The following is a 16,365-nucleotide window of genomic DNA, read 5'->3' as shown; positions in this document are numbered from 1 at the left end:
CTGCTCATTTTGTATAGGTTCGTCTTCCAGGTTTTGCTTCCCCGGTCTGTTTGCCCGTCGTTGCATCAAACTCGCCCAGATGATCGCCCGCCCAGTTGTAAACCTCGACCGCACCGTGTTCGTAGTCCCATTCATAAATACGCTTTTTGCTTTCCCAGCGCTTTCTATTTCCTTTGGTCTTGACGCGAATGGCGTCGGAAAATGCGGGTAAAGTCCGTGGCGGAGTATGGTAAGTGTGGTCGCCATTCAGCGGGCGTGAAACGACCACATACAACGGCCGAACCCCCGACCCCACCGGAAACACAAGAATGAAATCCTTGTAATCCGGCGGGTAAACCGGGTCGACGATGATCGCCTCAGCCTGTTTCGTCGGCGGATAGACCCAGATATGTGGTGCCTGCGGCGCCGCTTCCAGCTTGGGAATGCCGAGAATGTCCGAACCATCGACGGCCGGGGTCCAGATCAGCTTGATGCCTTCGCCCAGATCGGCAACGTATTGGCTGTCGCGCAACGCAAGTTGCACCACATCGACCATTTCCCACTCGCGGTTCGTACCGGTGTAGAAGCCGTAGCCCTTGAGGGTGCCGTCGGCCAGCTGCTCGACGTGCAGGCGCACGCGGGTACGGGCCTGTTTCAGGGTGCGCAGTTGCTCTTCGCTGTAGAGCGCGCTGTCGCCCAGGCTCGGCGACCAGAACACCGCTATCAGTGCGACCAGGGCGGTTGAGCCGGCCACGCTGAGTGCGCCGACGGGCGCTGCAGCAGCCGGCGTCCACAGCGCCAGTCGGCCGATGGCGAGCGCCGTGCCGCCGATGCGGTTGAGTTCTGCCAGGCCTGCGCTATTGACCTCGGAGGCGCCGAGCCAGGCCACTTCGCCGTAATCCTTGAGGCTGTCGGTGGGCACCATCCCCGAAGGGTTCGTGTAGTCGATGATGGCGTCCGGCAGCTTGCAGGACTTGGCGAACACGCAGCCCTTGCGAACCGTCGCGGGCTCGCCTGGCACCACCGTCCGGCTGTCCTCGAACGCCTGCTGCCGTTCGCGCATGGCGTCGTAGGCCTTTTGCCTTGCCTCCCGCTCCGCCAGCTCGGTGGCGTTCATCAGGCGATAGGTCACATGATGGCCATCGCCCGACGGAGGGTTTTTGACCCTGGGAATATCCTTGTTGCCAGCCACTGATCGTCCTTGCATTCATACGTCGCCAACCCTTGGCAAACGGGTTGTGCGACGTTATCGAAGCGGATTGATCGTGGCTGTAGGAAGCGTCGCTAATGTGACGCGAAGTTGTCTCAGATGATCAGGACAGCAGCGCAGCGCTCCTGCGACTCGCCGCCGCCGTCACCGCATAACCGATCAAGGCGGCCAGGATCGAGCCGGTGAGGATGCCCATGCGGTCCATGCCGGCGTAGTCGCTGGCGCCGGGCACGAAGGCCAGGGAACCGACGAACAAGCTCATGGTGAAGCCGATCCCGCAGAGGATCGCCACACCCAGTACCTGCCCCCAGTTGGCGCCTTGGGGCAGGGCAGCGATGCCGGTTTTCACTGCCAGCCACGTCAGGCCGAATACACCGATCGTCTTGCCCAGCAGCAGGCCCAGTGCGATGCCCATGGGAACGTCGTGGGTGAAGCTTTCGACGGTCACGCCACTGAGGGACAAGCCGGCGTTGGCGAAGGCGAACAGCGGCAGGATGCCGTAGGCCACCCAAGGGTGGAGGGCGTGCTCCAGCGTCAGCAGGGGCGAAGGTTCGGCGTTTTTCGTGCGCAGAGGGATGCAGAACGCCAGGGTCACGCCGGCCAGCGTGGCGTGGACGCCGCTCTTGAGAACGCACACCCACAGGATCAGGCCGATGATCATGTACGGCCCGAGCTTGACCACACCCATCCGGTTCATCGCGATCAGCGCCCCGATGCAGACGGCTGCCAGCGCCAGGGACAAGGTCGACAGGGCGCCGGAATAAAAGATCGCAATGATGACGATTGCACCGAGGTCATCGATGATGGCCAGGGTCATCAGGAACAGTTTCAGCGACACCGGCACCCGCTTGCCCAGCAGGGCCAGCACGCCGAGGGCGAAGGCGATGTCGGTGGCGGTCGGAATGGCCCAGCCACTCAGTGCCGCCGGGTTGTCGCGGTTGAGGAACCAGTAGATCAGGGCCGGCACGATCATGCCGCCAATGGCCGCCGCGCCGGGGAGGACGATCTGCGAGGGTTTCGCCAGTTGGCCGTCGAGCACTTCGCGCTTCACTTCCAGGCCGATCAGCAGGAAGAACAGCGCCATCAGGCCGTCATTGATCCACAGCAGCAGCGGCTTGGCGATTTTCAGCGCCCCGACCTGGGCGACCACGGGGGTGTCCAGCAGACCGTTGTACAGCCATGACAGCGATGAGTTGTTGATGATCAGGGCCAGGGCGGCCGCGGCGATCAACAACAGACCGCTGGCAGCTTCCAACTGAAAGAAACGCGTGAAAGTGCTACGCAGAGGCAAGGTCGCTCTCCATCGAATTATGAAAAAGGTGGCACACCCTAACCCGTACCGTTAGTTGTTAAAACAAAAGTTATATTCTTTTTTGTTATATGCCGTTGAGGTGCGATGGGCAGCACGGACCTGAGCCTAGCAGTTGATTCAGGTATTGAGGCTCAGCTGTATCTGTGCGCGATGTCGGATTTTTCCTAAGCTGCGGGGCTGAGCCTTGCAACAAGGCCGCCTCAACGAGAAGCCATCATGAGCGACAACCGACAATGGGCCCGGGAAGCCATCCGGATCATCGAAGCCGACTTCCAGCGCAGCGCCGACACGCACCTCATCCCCTTGCCCCTGCCAGGTTTTCCGGGCATCGAGTTGTACTTCAAGGATGAGTCGAGCCATCCCACCGGCAGCCTGAAACATCGCCTGGCGCGCTCATTATTCCTGTATGCGCTGTGCAACGGCTGGCTCAAGCCCGGTGCGCCGGTGATCGAGGCATCCAGCGGCTCGACGGCGATTTCCGAGGCGTACTTCGCTCGTCTACTGGGGTTGCCGTTCATCGCGGTGATGCCGGCAACCACCTCCAGGGAGAAGATCGCGCAGATTGAATTCTACGGCGGCAAAAGCCACCTGGTGGACGATCCGACCCGAATCTATGCCGAGTCCGAGCGCCTGGCCCGTGAGCACGACGGGCATTTCATCGACCAGTTCACCTACGCCGAACGCGCCACCGACTGGCGGGCGAACAACAACATCGCCGAGTCGATCTTCCACCAGATGCGTTTCGAGCAACATCCCGAGCCGAGCTGGCTGATATCCAGCCCCGGCACCGGCGGCACTACCGCGACCCTCGGCCGCTACGTGCGTTATCGCCAGCATTGCACCCGCGTGTTGTGTGCCGATGCCGAGCGTTCGGTGTTTTTCGCTTACTACCAGACCGGCGATGCCAGCCTGCGCCTGGATCACGGCTCGCGGATCGAAGGCATCGGACGGCCGCGGGTCGAGGCGTCGTTCCTGCCGAAAGTGATCGATGCGATGGTCAAGGTGCCGGACGCCTTGTCGCTGGCTGCCATGCACTACCTGGCGCAACGCCTGGGGCGGCGTGTCGGCGGGTCGAGCGGGACCAACCTGATCGGCGCGTTGATGGCAGCGCAGCAGATGGCGGCAGCGGGGGAGTCGGGGTCGATCGTGGCGATTCTGTGTGATGGCGGCGAGCGTTACGAGACCAGCTACTACGATCAAGCCTGGCTCAAGGCCCAAGGGTATGAATTGAGCGGGTTGATGGCTGAAGTGGCTGCCACGGTCGAACGAGGTGAGCCACTGCCGGACACAGTGCTGCGCGCCAACATCTGACACACACACTATCAAGTGTGGGAGCGGGCTTGCTCGCGAAGGGGTTTAACACTCAACAGAGATGTTGGCTAATCTACCGCATTCGCGAGCAAGCCCGCTCCCACATTTGAATCGGGTCAGGCTGGCAGGCCGAGGATGTCCCGCGCCACGGCTTCGGCAATGCGAATGCCATCGACACCCGCCGACAGAATCCCGCCGGCATAACCTGCGCCTTCACCCGCCGGGAACAGACCCTTCACGTTCAGGCTCTGCATCGACTCATCGCGGGTGATGCGCAAAGGCGACGACGTGCGGGTTTCGATGCCCGTCAACACCGCATCATGCAGCGAGTAACCACGGATCTGCTTTTCGAACGCCGGCAAGGCTTCGCGAATGGCTTCGATGGCGAACGCCGGCAAGGCCAGGGCCAGGTCACCCAGTGCCACGCCGGGTTTGTAGGAAGGCTCGACACTGCCCAGCTCGGTGGACGGTTTGCCGGCGATGAAATCGCCCACCAGTTGCGCCGGTGCCTCGTAGTTGCTGCCACCCAGGACATAGGCGTGGGATTCCAGGCGTTCCTGCAATTCGATGCCCGCCAGCGGGCCGCCCGGGTAATCGACTTCCGGGGTGATGCCGACCACGATGCCGGAGTTGGCGTTGCGCTCGTTACGCGAGTACTGGCTCATGCCGTTGGTCACGACGCGATTGGGCTCGGACGTCGCGGCAACCACGGTGCCACCCGGGCACATGCAGAAGCTGTAGACCGAGCGGCCATTCTTGGCGTGGTGCACCAGTTTGTAATCGGCGGCCCCAAGTTTCGGGTGGCCGGCGTATTTGCCCAGGCGCGCGCGGTCGATCAGCGACTGCGGGTGCTCGATGCGGAAGCCCACGGAGAACGGCTTGGCTTCCATGAACACGCCACGGCCGTGGAGCATGCGGAAGGTGTCGCGGGCGCTGTGGCCGAGGGCCAGGATCACGTGTCTGGAGTGGATCTGTTCGCCGCCGTGGAGCTCGACGCCGACCAGTTGACCGTCTTCGATCAACACGTCGGTGACGCGCTGCTGGAAGCGCACCTCACCGCCCAGGGCGCGGATCTGCTCGCGCATGTTTTCCACGACGCCCGTCAGGCGGAAGGTGCCGATGTGCGGCTTGCTGACGTAGAGGATTTCTTCCGGCGCGCCGGCCTTGACGAACTCGTGCAGGACTTTGCGGCCGATGAATTTCGGGTCTTTGATCTGGCTGTAGAGCTTGCCGTCGGAGAAGGTGCCGGCACCCCCTTCACCGAACTGCACGTTGGACTCAGGGTTGAGGACGCTTTTGCGCCACAGCCCCCAGGTGTCCTTGGTGCGCTGGCGGACATCGGGGCCGCGCTCGAGGATGATCGGCTTGAAGCCCATCTGCGCCAGCAACAGGCCGGCGAAAATGCCGCAGGGGCCGAACCCGACCACGACCGGGCGTTGCTCTAGGCCGGCCGGCGCCTGGCCGACCATTTTGTAGCTGACATCCGGTGCCACGTTGACGTTACGGTCGTCGGCGAACTTGTGCAGCAGGGCCGCCTCATCCCTGGCGGTGAGGTCGATGGTGTAGATGAAGCACAGTTCGGAGGATTTCTTGCGCGCATCGTAGCTGCGCTTGAACAAGGTGAAGTCGAGCAGGTCATCACTGGCGATGCCCAGGCGTTGCACAATGGCGCGGCGCAGGTCTTCATCGGGATGGTCGATCGGCAGCTTGAGTTCGGTGATTCGTAACATGGCGGGATCCGGTTCGCGGGGCGCTCAACTGCGCCAGGGCGTTTGAAGGCCGCGATTATAAGCCTCAAAGGACGATTCCCGTGAGGCTTAAACGATCAGTCGTTGCGCGAACCGCCGAAATACCCGCAGCCCCGTTGGACCTGGCCATCGACACGCAACTCGGCGCTCATGTGCGCAATGCTGCCGGTGCTGCTGTCGACGCAACGCTGCGGCGCGACCCACAGTTCGATGTGCTGGTTATTGGCTTCGGTGCTGAGGTTGAAGCGCCCGTCGCCCAGTTGCTCCTCAACGTAGGGAACGGCCAGCGGCGGTTGCCCCGCCCGGTCGATGACCATGCCCTTGCCGCTGACCCTGACGTTCCAGTCCGGACCATGGCCGGCGGCACGCAGGATCAGCAACTTGAAGTTCGGATCGTCGCACGCGGTGCCCGAGCGCTCGACGCGGTACAACTGCGCCAGGTCCAGCCGGTCCTCGCCGCCGCTGGCAACGACGCGCCCGCGAACATCGGCGAACAGCTTGCCCTGCGCGTCGGCCAGGGTCGCGGCCTCCTGCAGGACACTGGTGCCGCCGATGTCGTTGACCACCAGGTTGCGCTGCTCATTGCACGGCTGGAACACCAGTTTGCCATCGGCTGCCATCAGTTGACCCTGCATTCGGCTCTGACCCACGTGAGAGGCACTTTCACGGGGGCTTTCCAGTAACTGGCAGGCGGCGAACAGCGGAAGCAGGGCAACGAGGACTAAGGAACGGGCAACACGCATCTTTGGCTCTCCAGACAAGTGCCGCCACGTTACTCAGCCTGACCGTTCATCACAAGGGCTCAGCCCACATGAAAGGTCTGACCTGTTTGCAGGCCTTCCACGCTCTTGGCGTAGGCCAGTGCCACATCGGCTGCGGGAACCGGCTTGAAGCCGCGGAAGTACGGTGCATATTTGCCCATGGCCTCGAGCAGCACGTTAGGGCTGACCGAGTTCACGCGCAGGCCGCGCGGCAGTTCGATCGCGGCAGCCCGCACGAAACTGTCGAGGGCGCCGTTGACCAGCGCCGCCGACGCGCCGCTGCGGATCGGGTCGTGACTGAGCACGCCGGTGGTGAAGGTGAACGAGGCACCGTCGTTGGCGAATTCGCGGCCGATCAGCAGCAGGTTGACCTGGCCCATGAGTTTGTCCTTGAGGCCCAGGGCAAAACTGTCTGCGCTCATTTCGTCGAGCGGGGCGAAGGTCACGTTGCCGGCGGCGCAGATCAGCGCATCGAATGTCCCGGTCTTTTCGAAGAGGCGGCGAATCGAGGCGCTGTCGCTGATATCCACCTGCAAATCACCGCTGTTGCGACCGATGCGGATGATCTCGTGACGCTCGGACAGCGCTTTGTCGATGGCCGAACCGATCGTACCGGCTGCGCCGATCAGAAGAATTTTCATGGGGTGGATCCTCGTGTGGGTTGAAAGTGGTTTCAGTCTAGAGTGGTTTTTTCCGTGGATAAGCGCGCTAATAGGCAACCTTTGGTTTTCTATTGGAAACAATCCATGAGCGAGATGGATGATCTGGCGGCGTTTGCCGTGTTGATCGAAGCCGGCAGCTTTACCCTGGCGGCGCAGCGACTGGGGTGCAGCAAAGGCCAGTTGTCCAAGCGCATCAGCTTGCTGGAGACGCGGTTTTCCGTGGTCCTGTTGCAGCGCACCACGCGTCGGCTGAGCCTGACGGCAGCCGGGGCGGCGCTGTTGCCGCAAGCGCAGGCGCTGGTGGTGCAGGTGGAAAGGGCGCGTCAGGCATTGGCCCGCCTGAAGGACGACATGGTCGGACCGGTGCGCATGACCGTTCCGGTGTCCCTGGGAGAAACCTTCTTCGATGGCTTGTTGCTGGAGTTTTCCCAGCAGTACCCGCAAGTGCAGATCGAACTCGACCTCAGCAACGACTACCGGGACCTGTCGCGGGAAGGTTTCGACCTGGCGGTGCGTTCCGAAGTGGGCAATGACGAGCGTCTGGTGGCGCGCCCGCTGCTGGCCTGGCACGAACTGACCTGCGCCAGCCCGGCCTATCTCGCGCAACACGGCGAACCCCTGGCGCCACAGGCCCTGGCGGAGCACCAGTGCCTGCTCAACAGCCACTACAGCGGGCGCGAGGAATGGCTCTATCACCAGCAACACGAGCTGTTGCGGGTGCGTGTCTCGGGGCCGTTCGCCAGCAATCATTACAGCCTGCTGAAAAAAGCCGCACTGGCGGGCGCCGGCATTGCGCGCCTGCCGTCCTACCTGTTGCAGGCGGAATTGGCTGACGGTCGATTGCGCTGGCTCCTGCGCGACTTCCAGACCCGACGCATGCCGATGTACCTGGTGCACCCCTACCAGGGTGGCTTGCCCAAGCGTACGCAGGTGCTGGCGGATTATCTGATGGGCTGGTTCAAGCGCAGTGGCGAGGCACTGGATCGCCTTTGAAGCATCACCCCGGCCCCGGTGGGAGCGAGCCTGCTCGCGATTGCGGTTTGACCTTCAACGATCGTGTTGAAGGATCTGAGGCCATCGCGAGCAGGCTCGCTCCCACAATCGGGGGGCATAAAAAAACGGCCCGAAGGCCGTCTTTTCTGGTTCTGCAGCCACTTAGCCGCCCAGGTACGCTTCGCGCACTTTCGGGTCGGTCAGCAGCGCTTCACCGGTGCCTTGCATCACCACCCGGCCGTTCTCCAGAACATAGGCGCGGTCAGCGATCTTCAGCGCCTGGTTGGCGTTCTGCTCGACCAGGAACACCGTCACGCCATCCTTGCGCAGCTGCTCGATGATATCGAAGATCTGCTGGATGATGATCGGGGCCAGGCCCAGCGAGGGCTCGTCGAGCAGCAACAGCTTGGGTTTGCTCATCAGTGCACGACCGATGGCAAGCATTTGCTGTTCGCCGCCGGACATGGTGCCGCCGCGCTGCGTGAAGCGTTCTTTCAGGCGTGGGAAAAGTCCCAGAACCTTGTCCATCTGTTCCTGATAATCACCCTTTTCGGTGAAGAAGCCGCCCATCGAGAGGTTTTCTTCCACGGTCAGACGGGCAAACACCCGACGACCTTCCGGCACCACGGCGATGCTCTTGCGCATGATCTGCGACGAACTCTGGCCGACGAGCTCCTCACCCAGGTAGCGGATGCTGCCGCTGTGGGCCTGCGGCGAACCGCAGAGGGTCATCAGCAGGGTCGACTTGCCGGCGCCGTTGGCACCGATCAGGGTCACGATCTCGCCCTGGCGGACTTCGACGTTGACGCTGTGCAGGGCCTGGATCTTGCCGTAGAAAGTGGAAACGTTTTCGAACTGCAGCATTTACGCTTCCCCCAGGTAGGCTTTGATCACTTCAGGATTGTCGCGGATCTGTTCCGGCGTGCCATCGGCCAGGGGGGTGCCCTGGTTGATCACGACGATGTGGTCGGAAATGCTCATGACCAGTTTCATGTCGTGCTCGATCAGCAGCACGGTCACGTCGTGTTCTTCACGCAACACGCTGATCAGCGCCTTCAGATCTTCGGTTTCCTTCGGGTTCAGGCCGGCGGCCGGTTCGTCGAGCATGAGGATCCGTGGGCGGGTCATCATGCAGCGGGCGATTTCCAGGCGACGTTGCTGACCGTAGGCCAATGTGCCGGCCGGACGGTTGGCAAACTCCGTGAGGTTGACCTTGTCCAGCCAGTACTCGGCGAATTCCATCGCCTCGCGCTCGCTCTTGCGGAACCCCGGGGTCTTGAACAAACCGGACAGGAAGTTGGTGTTCAGGTGACGGTGTTGCGCGATCAACAGGTTCTCGACCGCCGTCATGTCCTTGAACAAGCGCACGTTCTGGAAGGTGCGCACCACGCCCTTGAGCGCAATCTTGTGGCCGGGCAGGCCCTCGATCGGCTCGCCGTCCAGCAGGATGCTGCCGCCGCTCGGCTTGTAGAAACCGGTCAGGCAGTTGAACACCGTGGTCTTGCCGGCCCCATTGGGGCCGATCAGGGCAACCACCTGTTTCTCTTTCACGGTCAGGGCCACGCCGTTGACCGCGAGCAGGCCGCCGAAGCGCATGCTCAGATTTTCAACTTTAAGGATCTCGCGGCTCATTTGCGCAGCTCCATGTGAGGACGTTGCATGGGCAGCAGACCTTGAGGTCGCCAGATCATCATCAGCACCATCAGGGCGCCGAACATCAACATGCGGTACTCACTGAACTCACGCATCATTTCAGGCAACAGGATCATCACCACGGCCGCCAGGATCACGCCCAGCTGCGAGCCCATGCCACCCAGCACGACGATGGCGAGGATGATCGCCGACTCGATGAAGGTGAACGACTCCGGTGTCACCAGGCCCTGGCGGGCGGCGAAGAAGCTGCCGGCGAAACCGGCGAAGCTGGCACCGAGGGTGAAGGCCGAGAGCTTGATGACCGTAGGATTGAGACCCAGCGCACGGCAGGCAATTTCATCTTCACGCAGGGCTTCCCACGCACGGCCGATCGGCATGCGCAGCAGGCGGTTGATGATGAACAGCGCGGCGAGGGCCAGCAACAGCGCAACCAGGTAAAGGAAAATCACCTTGTTGATCGAGTTGTATTCCAGGCCGAAGTACTCGTGGAAGGTCTGCATGCCTTCGGCGGCTTTACGTTCGAAGGTCAGGCCGAAGAACGTCGGTTTCTCGATGTTGCTGATGCCGTTCGGGCCACCGGTGATGTCGGTCAGGTTACGCAGGAACAGGCGGATGATTTCACCGAAGCCCAGGGTCACGATGGCCAGGTAGTCACCGCGCAGGCGCAGGACCGGGAAGCCCAGCAGGAAGCCGAAGGTGGCGGCCATCAGGCCGGCGATCGGCAGGCAGACCCAGAAGCTCAGGCCCAGGTAGTGGGAGAGCAGCGCATAGCTGTAGGCGCCGACGGCGTAGAAACCGACGTAGCCGAGGTCGAGCAGGCCGGCCAGGCCGACCACGATGTTCAGGCCGAGGCCGAGCATGACGTAGATCAACACCAGGGTGGCGATGTCCACCGCACCGCGGGAGCCGAAGAACGGCCAGATCAGGGCGCCGATGATCAACGCAATGATGATCCAGCGCTGAGTGCTCGGCAGGGTCAGGAAGTGGCTGGTCTTGGCCGGGATCAACGGCATGCCGGGCGAGGAGCGCCAGGCCGAGCTGATCTGCTGATCGAACAGCACCCGCAGGAACATCAGGACCGAGCACACCGCGATGATGGCCAGCGTGGTGGTGCTGGTGCCGTGAACTTCGAGCTTGATACCGACGATGGACAGTTTCAGGCCCAGTACCGGGTAGGCAACCGCCCACACCAGCAAGGCGCTGAACAACGCCTGTTTAAGATTCCTAGTCATACTTTCTCAACCTCCGGACGACCCAGCAGGCCGGTTGGCCGGAACAACAACACCAGGACCAATAGACCGAACGCCACGACGTCCTTGTACTGGTCGCCGAAGATATCGGCACCGAAGGCTTCCGCAACGCCGAGCACCAGCCCGCCGAGCATGGCGCCGGGGATGCTGCCGATTCCGCCCAGTACGGCGGCGGTGAAGGCCTTGAGGCCGACCAGGAAACCGGCGTTCGGGTTGATCACGCCGTATTGCATGCTCAGCAGCACGGCCGCGATGGCCGCCAGTGCGGCGCCGATGACGAAGGTCAGGGCGATGATGTTGTTGGTGTTGATGCCCAGCAGGTTGGCCATCTTGATGTCTTCGGCGCAGGCGCGGCAGGCGCGGCCCAGGCGAGAGCGGGAGATGAACAGCGTCAGGCCGAGCATGGCGATCAGCGTCACCACGAACACCACGATTTGCATGTAGGAAATCAGCACTTCATGTGCGCCACCTGGCCCAAAAGCAAAGTTGCCCGGAATCAGGTTGGGAATGGATTTGTCCTTGGAGTCTTGCGCCAGCAGAACGGTGTTCTGCAGGAAGATCGACATGCCGATGGCGGAAATCAGCGGGATCAGACGGTTGCTGCCACGCAAGGGGCGGTAGGCGATCCGTTCGATGCTGTAGCCGTAGGCACTGGTCACGACAATGGTCGCGAGGAAAGCGGCGGTCATCAACAGCGGAACACTGTCGAGTCCCATCATGGCCAGCCCGGCAATGGCGATGAACGCCACGTAGGAACCGATCATGTACACCTCGCCGTGGGCGAAGTTGATCATTCCAATGATGCCGTAAACCATCGTATAGCCGATGGCGATCAGGGCATACGTGCTGCCAATGGTCATGCCATTAACCAGCTGTTGGAAAAAGTGATAGATGTCAGGCATTACAGCGCTCCTAAAAACCTGATACGCATTTCACTGGTGGAGTCATTTTCCCGCCCGAGCCCCGTGGATCTGCATCCACTTCGAATCCGGGTTTTGCCAGCGAACCGCTGATGACGGTTTTGAGATTTTCAGGTGGGGAGACTGGCGGATCACGCCAGTACGGCCCAGGTACATTCGTAAAACAAAGCCCACGGCACGCCGTGGGCTTTGTTGGCAGTCAGTCAGGCAAAGCCTTACTGAGGCGAAGCTTCGGTTTTAGGTTTGCCGAAGTGCCACTCGTAAACCACGAATTTGAAGTCTTTCAGGTCGCCCTTGGCATCGAAGCTCAGGTCGCCGGTCGGGGTTTTGAAAGTGCCTGCGTGGATGGCGGCAGCCACCTTGGCAGGGTCTTCGCTCTTGGCGGAGGTGATGGCATCAGCGATCACGGTCACAGCCGAGTACGACGGGAACACGAACGGACCGCTCGGGTCTTCTTTCTTCGCTTTGAAGGCGTCAGCCAGGGCAACGTTGGCCGGGTCCTGGTCGAACGACTTCGGCAGGGTGACCAGCAGGCCTTCGGAAGCACCCTGGGCGATTTGCGAGATGGAGTCGTTACCCACGCCTTCCGGACCCATGAACTTGGCTTTCAGGCCTTTTTCCTGGGCCTGGCGCAGGATCAGGCCCAGCTCAGGGTGGTAGCCGCCGTAGTAGACGAAGTCGACGTTGGCTTGCTTGAGCTTGGCGATGATCGAGGAGAAGTCCTTGTCGCCGGCGTTGATGCCTTCGAACACGGCAACCTTGACGTTCTTGCCTTCCAGGGTTTTCTTCACGGCCGAGGCGATGCCTTCGCCGTATTGCTGTTTGTCGTGCAGCACAGCAACGATTTTCGGTTTCACGTGATCGGCAATGTAGTTACCGGCGGCAGGGCCCTGGGCGCTGTCCAGGCCGATGGTGCGGAACACCATTTTGTAGCCACGGCTGGTGATGTCCGGGCTGGTGGCAGCCGGGGTGATCATGATCACGCCTTCGTCTTCGTAGATGTCCGAAGCCGGTTGAGTGGAGCTGGAGCACAGGTGACCGACCACGAACTTGACGCCGTCGTTGACGACCTTGTTCGCTACCGCCACGGCTTGCTTCGGATCACAGGCGTCGTCGTATTCAACGGCTTCGAGTTTCTTGCCGTCCACGCCGCCCTTGGCGTTGATTTGCTCGATGGCCATTTTGGCGCCACTGAACTGCATGTCGCCGTATTGGGCTACAGCACCGGTTTTAGGGCCGGCGATACCGATCTTGATGGTGTCAGCTGCGAACGAATGGCTGGCAACCCCGGCCAGAACCATAGCGGCAAACAGTTTGGAAATCTGCTTAGTAGCCTTTGTCATAGTGCTCCACTCTTACTGTTGTAATTTTTATAGTCCTGGCGCCGTAGCAGCAGAACCGGGTCAGATATCTACGACATCCTCCGGAAAATGCCCTCGGCAACTGTACCGGTACAGTGTAGAGCGCCGATTGTCAGCCTGGGAAGCTGGCGCCGGGGGGCAAAATCAAGGGGTGTCGCTTTTGTGAAAGAAAAAGACAGAATTGCGGCGGGGTTCCAGCTGAACAATCCAGCAATCCTTGGCGCTCCTGCAGTTTTCAATCGGTGATGCAATTGCTTCCGGGTTTTTCTGCCAGACCACCGACGTTATCATCCACGTCGATTTCTTTTCCGGACAGGACCCATGACTGAAGAACCTAGCACCCTCTATGCCAAGCTGCTTGGTGAAACCGCATCTATTTCGTGGAAAGAGCTGGAGCCCTTCTTCGCCAAGGGTGCCCTATTGTGGGTCGATCCGGGCCTGGATTTGATCGCGGCGGCAGAGGCCGTGGCGACCGACGATGGGGAGAAAGTGGCTGCCTGGCTGGCCGCCGATGAGGTCGCCAAACTGTCTGAAACGCGGGCGCTGGATCTTTTCGAACGTGATCCAACGCTTTGGGCAGTGGTGGTTTCGCCCTGGATTATGATCCAGGAAAGGGCGACTGAATGAAGTTGCGCACTTGATTGGTGCGTCAGATTTTCGTGGGAAAGTGTGTAGCCGAGTAGCGTGATGGCATGTTGCCGTAGAGAAAGGCTACAGCTTCACGGTGACGTAAACGTAACGGGCACAGTTGAGGGCGCTGGTTGAGGCTTGTTTAATTGTTTCCAGATGTGGATTTGCGCCGCTTTCAGGGCCCATCGCGAGCAGGCTCGCTCCCGCAGGGGCTCACTGTCCACCTGTGGGAGCGAGCCTGCTCGCGATGGGGTCGCCTCGGTCACTATCAGACCGAGTAAGTCTTGCCCGTGTGGTTGTTCAGCGATATCACCTTGGTCTTGCCGATGCGGTGACGGTAGATCTCGCGCAGGTACTTGATCGCTTTCTTCACACAATCGCGCGACAGGCGAATGTCATTGATCGAGACGAACTTCTCCTTGTCGTTGATCAGTTCGCGGTACTTCTTCTCGTACATCGGCTTGATCGCATACCAGTTGGTGTCGAGGATTTTCGCCGGGTTCTCGAACTCGTTGAGCAAGTCGTCAATCAACTCTTCGTTGAATTCCTCCTGGATGATGAAGTCCAGGATCGAGTTGTCCAGCGTTTCGTCGAAGCGGTACGGGTTCTTCGCGAAGCAGCGCTTGATGAATGCGACGATCAGCGTCAGGAAGTCATCCGACAGGCAAGGGCTCTTGGCGATCAACGTGGTCAGCGACAGGTTGGCCGAGGCGCCGATCACCAGCGCATAGCGTTTGAGCGTGGTGTTCGGGAACAGGCTGTTGAGGTGGGTCTTCAACCGGTTCAGGTCCATGTAGGACAGCTTGTAGTCTTTCGGCAGGGAGACGATCGACACCACCGACGAGCAGTTCTTGAAGAAGTGCAGGTCGTGCAGCGCCGCCGCGTCGTAGCCGGAATTCTTGTATTGCTCCAGCGAGGCGCGGTAACGCTTGGATTCGATCGGCAGCAAGCTGATGCCTTCGATGGCCTGGGTCACCTTGTTGAAATGCGGCAGGTCGATGGAGCGGAAGAACAGGTCGTCGATGTTCAGGCGTTGCGGCTCTTTCTCGAACACTTTGAACTTGTCGCTGCTCGGCGGCGGGGTTTCCGGTACCACGGATTCGGCGTAGGCGATGGCGACCGGGCCGGCCAGGCTCATGAACAGGTCGTTGGCGTCCAGGCGAATGGTTTCGCCGATGTCGATGCCGGCGCGACGGAAGTAGTTCTGGTCGTAGTCGGTGGTGACCGCCTGCGCCGTCAGGATGTTGAAGATCTGTTGCGAGATGTACTGGTTGGCATGCTTCTCCATCGCGTTGACGTCGATGTTCTGAATGTTGCCATCATCGTTTTCTTCGGCGTAGCGCATGATGTCGTTGGAGATCAGCATCATCGCGTTCCAGGGGCGGATACGGCCCATGACGCTGGCTTCGCTGCTGTCTTCGTTGGCGAAGTTGTAGGAGAAGTCCCACTCTTCAGACAGGTACTTACACAGCAGGCGACCGGCGTTGATGTGCAGGGCTTCGGACATTTCGCTGCGGTGATCGGAGATGTTCGGCAGCACGCAGATGCCGCTGGTGAAAATCGGTTCGAACACGAACGAATGACCGCTCTTGCCGTCGTGTTCGTCCATCGGCTTGGTGTCGAACGTTTTGTTCATGTACGAATGCTGTTGGGCCAGGCCGAACTCCGAAGCCATGCCCGAACCGGTACCGCCACCGGCACTGAAGATCGAGAAGTACAGGCGCGACTGGTTGGCCTTGATCCCGCAGCTGTCGATCAGGTACGAGTGGATCATTTTCCAGTCGGGGCTGGAGAAGCGCTGGGTGTCCTTGTTCAGGATGATCTTGGCCAGGTACTGGCCGAGGATCGGCGCGTTACCGGCGCCACCGGCGTGGACTTCCGACAGGTCCATGATCTTCATTTTGCTGTAGTCGCGCAGGAAGCCGCTCTTTTCGCCCTTGCGCGAGAAGCGGATGCGACCGGCGATGTCCTTGTCGAGGTCGCCGAGCATGACCAGCGGCTCGACCAGGAACACCGGCTTGGTGGCCTTGTTCGGGATCAGGCGCAGGCTGGAACGGATCCACTGTGCCGGGCTGTAGCCTTTGTCGGCGAGGCGTTTATCCGACGATACGCGATCTTCGTTGTTGAATTCGTTGAGGTAGAACTTGCGGGCGTTGTACACCAGCTCCGCGACATCCAGTGCGATGTTCGAACCGCAGCGTCCGAGGCCGATCAGGCACACCGACGGGAATTCCTGGGCGCTGTACTGTTCGCTGTCGCCTTCCAGGTGCGGTGGGCGCGGGAACACCAGGTCGCGCAGGCCGTCGAGGTTGTCGAGGATGCGGTCGGTGTTGGTCTCGGTGAAATACAGGTATTGCTGGCTCGCCAGCGGGCGCGACGGCGTCAATGGCTTCGACGGAGCAGGGCTGTTCGCTGCGGGGCTGGGCGTCAGATCGGATATGGCGGGGGCCGGGTTGTTTTTGGAAGTCATTGTGCGCCATGTACCTGGGCTGGTCGGTTGGGCGGCGGGGTGCGCCGGACCGTCACGGTTGGGTTCTCGCGTCTTCGTTCGGCGCGTAATGGGCCCAAGCATCAG

At 61.0% G+C, this 16,365-nt stretch carries 14 protein-coding genes; 3 read left to right on the top strand and 11 right to left on the bottom strand.

What is annotated here, in order from left to right; all coding sequences use genetic code 11:
• Positions 1-4: 4 nt before the first annotated feature.
• Both ACM6IM_RS14415 and nhaA read right to left on the bottom strand, forming a co-directional pair.
• Positions 5-1,171 (bottom strand): S-type pyocin domain-containing protein, encoded by a 1,167-nt coding sequence (locus ACM6IM_RS14415; protein WP_414865462.1) that lies wholly within the window; start codon positions 1,169-1,171, stop codon positions 5-7.
• Positions 1,172-1,292: 121 nt separating this feature from the next.
• Complete coding sequence (nhaA, locus tag ACM6IM_RS14410) at positions 1,293-2,480, bottom strand: Na+/H+ antiporter NhaA (RefSeq protein ID WP_414865461.1); 1,188 nt, start codon at positions 2,478-2,480, stop codon at positions 1,293-1,295.
• 234 nt (positions 2,481-2,714) lie between these two features.
• On the opposite strand from nhaA, the gene ACM6IM_RS14405 reads away from it, so the two are divergent.
• A complete protein-coding gene (locus ACM6IM_RS14405) occupies positions 2,715-3,812 on the top strand; it encodes a PLP-dependent cysteine synthase family protein (RefSeq protein WP_414865501.1) in 1,098 nt (365 codons plus the stop codon).
• A gap of 116 nt (positions 3,813-3,928) precedes the next feature.
• On the opposite strand, the gene ACM6IM_RS14400 is transcribed toward ACM6IM_RS14405, so the two are convergent.
• The 3 genes from ACM6IM_RS14400 to ACM6IM_RS14390 form a co-directional block, all read right to left on the bottom strand.
• Positions 3,929-5,542 (bottom strand): NAD(P)/FAD-dependent oxidoreductase, encoded by a 1,614-nt coding sequence (locus ACM6IM_RS14400; RefSeq protein WP_192302424.1) that lies wholly within the window; start codon positions 5,540-5,542, stop codon positions 3,929-3,931.
• 95 nt (positions 5,543-5,637) lie between these two features.
• A complete protein-coding gene (locus ACM6IM_RS14395; RefSeq protein WP_414865460.1) occupies positions 5,638-6,303 on the bottom strand; it encodes a COG3650 family protein in 666 nt (221 codons plus the stop codon).
• A gap of 59 nt (positions 6,304-6,362) precedes the next feature.
• Complete coding sequence (locus tag ACM6IM_RS14390) at positions 6,363-6,962, bottom strand: short chain dehydrogenase (RefSeq protein ID WP_201196600.1); 600 nt, start codon at positions 6,960-6,962, stop codon at positions 6,363-6,365.
• 105 nt (positions 6,963-7,067) lie between these two features.
• Between ACM6IM_RS14390 and ACM6IM_RS14385 the strand changes: the two genes are divergently transcribed.
• Positions 7,068-7,976, top strand: coding sequence for a LysR family transcriptional regulator (locus ACM6IM_RS14385; RefSeq protein ID WP_201196597.1), 909 nt, complete (start codon positions 7,068-7,070; stop codon positions 7,974-7,976).
• 162 nt (positions 7,977-8,138) lie between these two features.
• Here ACM6IM_RS14385 and ACM6IM_RS14380 read toward each other — a convergent pair whose 3' ends face one another.
• The 5 genes from ACM6IM_RS14380 to ACM6IM_RS14360 all read right to left on the bottom strand — a co-directional run bounded on the left by ACM6IM_RS14380 (position 8,139) and on the right by ACM6IM_RS14360 (position 13,142).
• Positions 8,139-8,840, bottom strand: coding sequence for an ABC transporter ATP-binding protein (locus ACM6IM_RS14380; RefSeq protein WP_192302420.1), 702 nt, complete (start codon positions 8,838-8,840; stop codon positions 8,139-8,141).
• The gene (livG, locus tag ACM6IM_RS14375) at positions 8,841-9,608 is read right to left on the bottom strand and encodes a high-affinity branched-chain amino acid ABC transporter ATP-binding protein LivG (protein ID WP_192302419.1); all 768 of its coding nucleotides are present in this window, start codon (positions 9,606-9,608) and stop codon (positions 8,841-8,843) included. It abuts the gene before it with no gap.
• Positions 9,605-10,861, bottom strand: coding sequence for a high-affinity branched-chain amino acid ABC transporter permease LivM (locus ACM6IM_RS14370; RefSeq protein WP_192302418.1), 1,257 nt, complete (start codon positions 10,859-10,861; stop codon positions 9,605-9,607). Before ACM6IM_RS14370 ends, livG begins: the two co-directional genes overlap by 4 nt.
• The gene (gene livH, locus ACM6IM_RS14365; protein WP_192302417.1) at positions 10,858-11,781 is read right to left on the bottom strand and encodes a high-affinity branched-chain amino acid ABC transporter permease LivH; all 924 of its coding nucleotides are present in this window, start codon (positions 11,779-11,781) and stop codon (positions 10,858-10,860) included. Before livH ends, ACM6IM_RS14370 begins: the two co-directional genes overlap by 4 nt.
• A gap of 233 nt (positions 11,782-12,014) precedes the next feature.
• Positions 12,015-13,142 (bottom strand): branched-chain amino acid ABC transporter substrate-binding protein, encoded by a 1,128-nt coding sequence (locus ACM6IM_RS14360; protein ID WP_414865459.1) that lies wholly within the window; start codon positions 13,140-13,142, stop codon positions 12,015-12,017.
• A 339-nt stretch (positions 13,143-13,481) separates the two neighbouring features.
• Here ACM6IM_RS14360 and ACM6IM_RS14355 point away from each other — a divergent pair, with 339 nt between their 5' ends.
• The gene (locus ACM6IM_RS14355) at positions 13,482-13,787 is read left to right on the top strand and encodes a DUF2288 domain-containing protein (protein WP_414865458.1); all 306 of its coding nucleotides are present in this window, start codon (positions 13,482-13,484) and stop codon (positions 13,785-13,787) included.
• 271 nt (positions 13,788-14,058) lie between these two features.
• Here the strand turns inward: ACM6IM_RS14355 and ACM6IM_RS14350 are convergent, their stop codons facing one another.
• The gene (locus tag ACM6IM_RS14350) at positions 14,059-16,260 is read right to left on the bottom strand and encodes a hypothetical protein (protein WP_192302414.1); all 2,202 of its coding nucleotides are present in this window, start codon (positions 16,258-16,260) and stop codon (positions 14,059-14,061) included.
• Between the last annotated feature and the right edge of the window lie 105 nt (positions 16,261-16,365).

Origin of the sequence: Pseudomonas sp. IT-P12 (assembly GCF_949767465.1) — a bacterium.
Taxonomy (GTDB): domain Bacteria; phylum Pseudomonadota; class Gammaproteobacteria; order Pseudomonadales; family Pseudomonadaceae; genus Aquipseudomonas.
Note: the sequence above shows the minus strand (reverse complement) of the source record. Positions and strands in the feature narration are given on the sequence as shown.

Coding starts and splice junctions, on each gene's coding strand:
- ACM6IM_RS14400 (WP_192302424.1), bottom strand. CDS start 5,542: ATGTTACGAATCACCGAACTCAAGCTGCCGATCGACCATCCCGATGAA.
- ACM6IM_RS14395 (WP_414865460.1), bottom strand. CDS start 6,303: ATGCGTGTTGCCCGTTCCTTAGTCCTCGTTGCCCTGCTTCCGCTGTTC.
- ACM6IM_RS14390 (WP_201196600.1), bottom strand. CDS start 6,962: ATGAAAATTCTTCTGATCGGCGCAGCCGGTACGATCGGTTCGGCCATC.
- ACM6IM_RS14385 (WP_201196597.1), top strand. CDS start 7,068: ATGAGCGAGATGGATGATCTGGCGGCGTTTGCCGTGTTGATCGAAGCC.
- ACM6IM_RS14380 (WP_192302420.1), bottom strand. CDS start 8,840: ATGCTGCAGTTCGAAAACGTTTCCACTTTCTACGGCAAGATCCAGGCC.
- livG (WP_192302419.1), bottom strand. CDS start 9,608: ATGAGCCGCGAGATCCTTAAAGTTGAAAATCTGAGCATGCGCTTCGGC.
- ACM6IM_RS14370 (WP_192302418.1), bottom strand. CDS start 10,861: ATGACTAGGAATCTTAAACAGGCGTTGTTCAGCGCCTTGCTGGTGTGG.
- livH (WP_192302417.1), bottom strand. CDS start 11,781: ATGCCTGACATCTATCACTTTTTCCAACAGCTGGTTAATGGCATGACC.
- ACM6IM_RS14360 (WP_414865459.1), bottom strand. CDS start 13,142: ATGACAAAGGCTACTAAGCAGATTTCCAAACTGTTTGCCGCTATGGTT.
- ACM6IM_RS14355 (WP_414865458.1), top strand. CDS start 13,482: ATGACTGAAGAACCTAGCACCCTCTATGCCAAGCTGCTTGGTGAAACC.
- ACM6IM_RS14350 (WP_192302414.1), bottom strand. CDS start 16,260: ATGACTTCCAAAAACAACCCGGCCCCCGCCATATCCGATCTGACGCCC.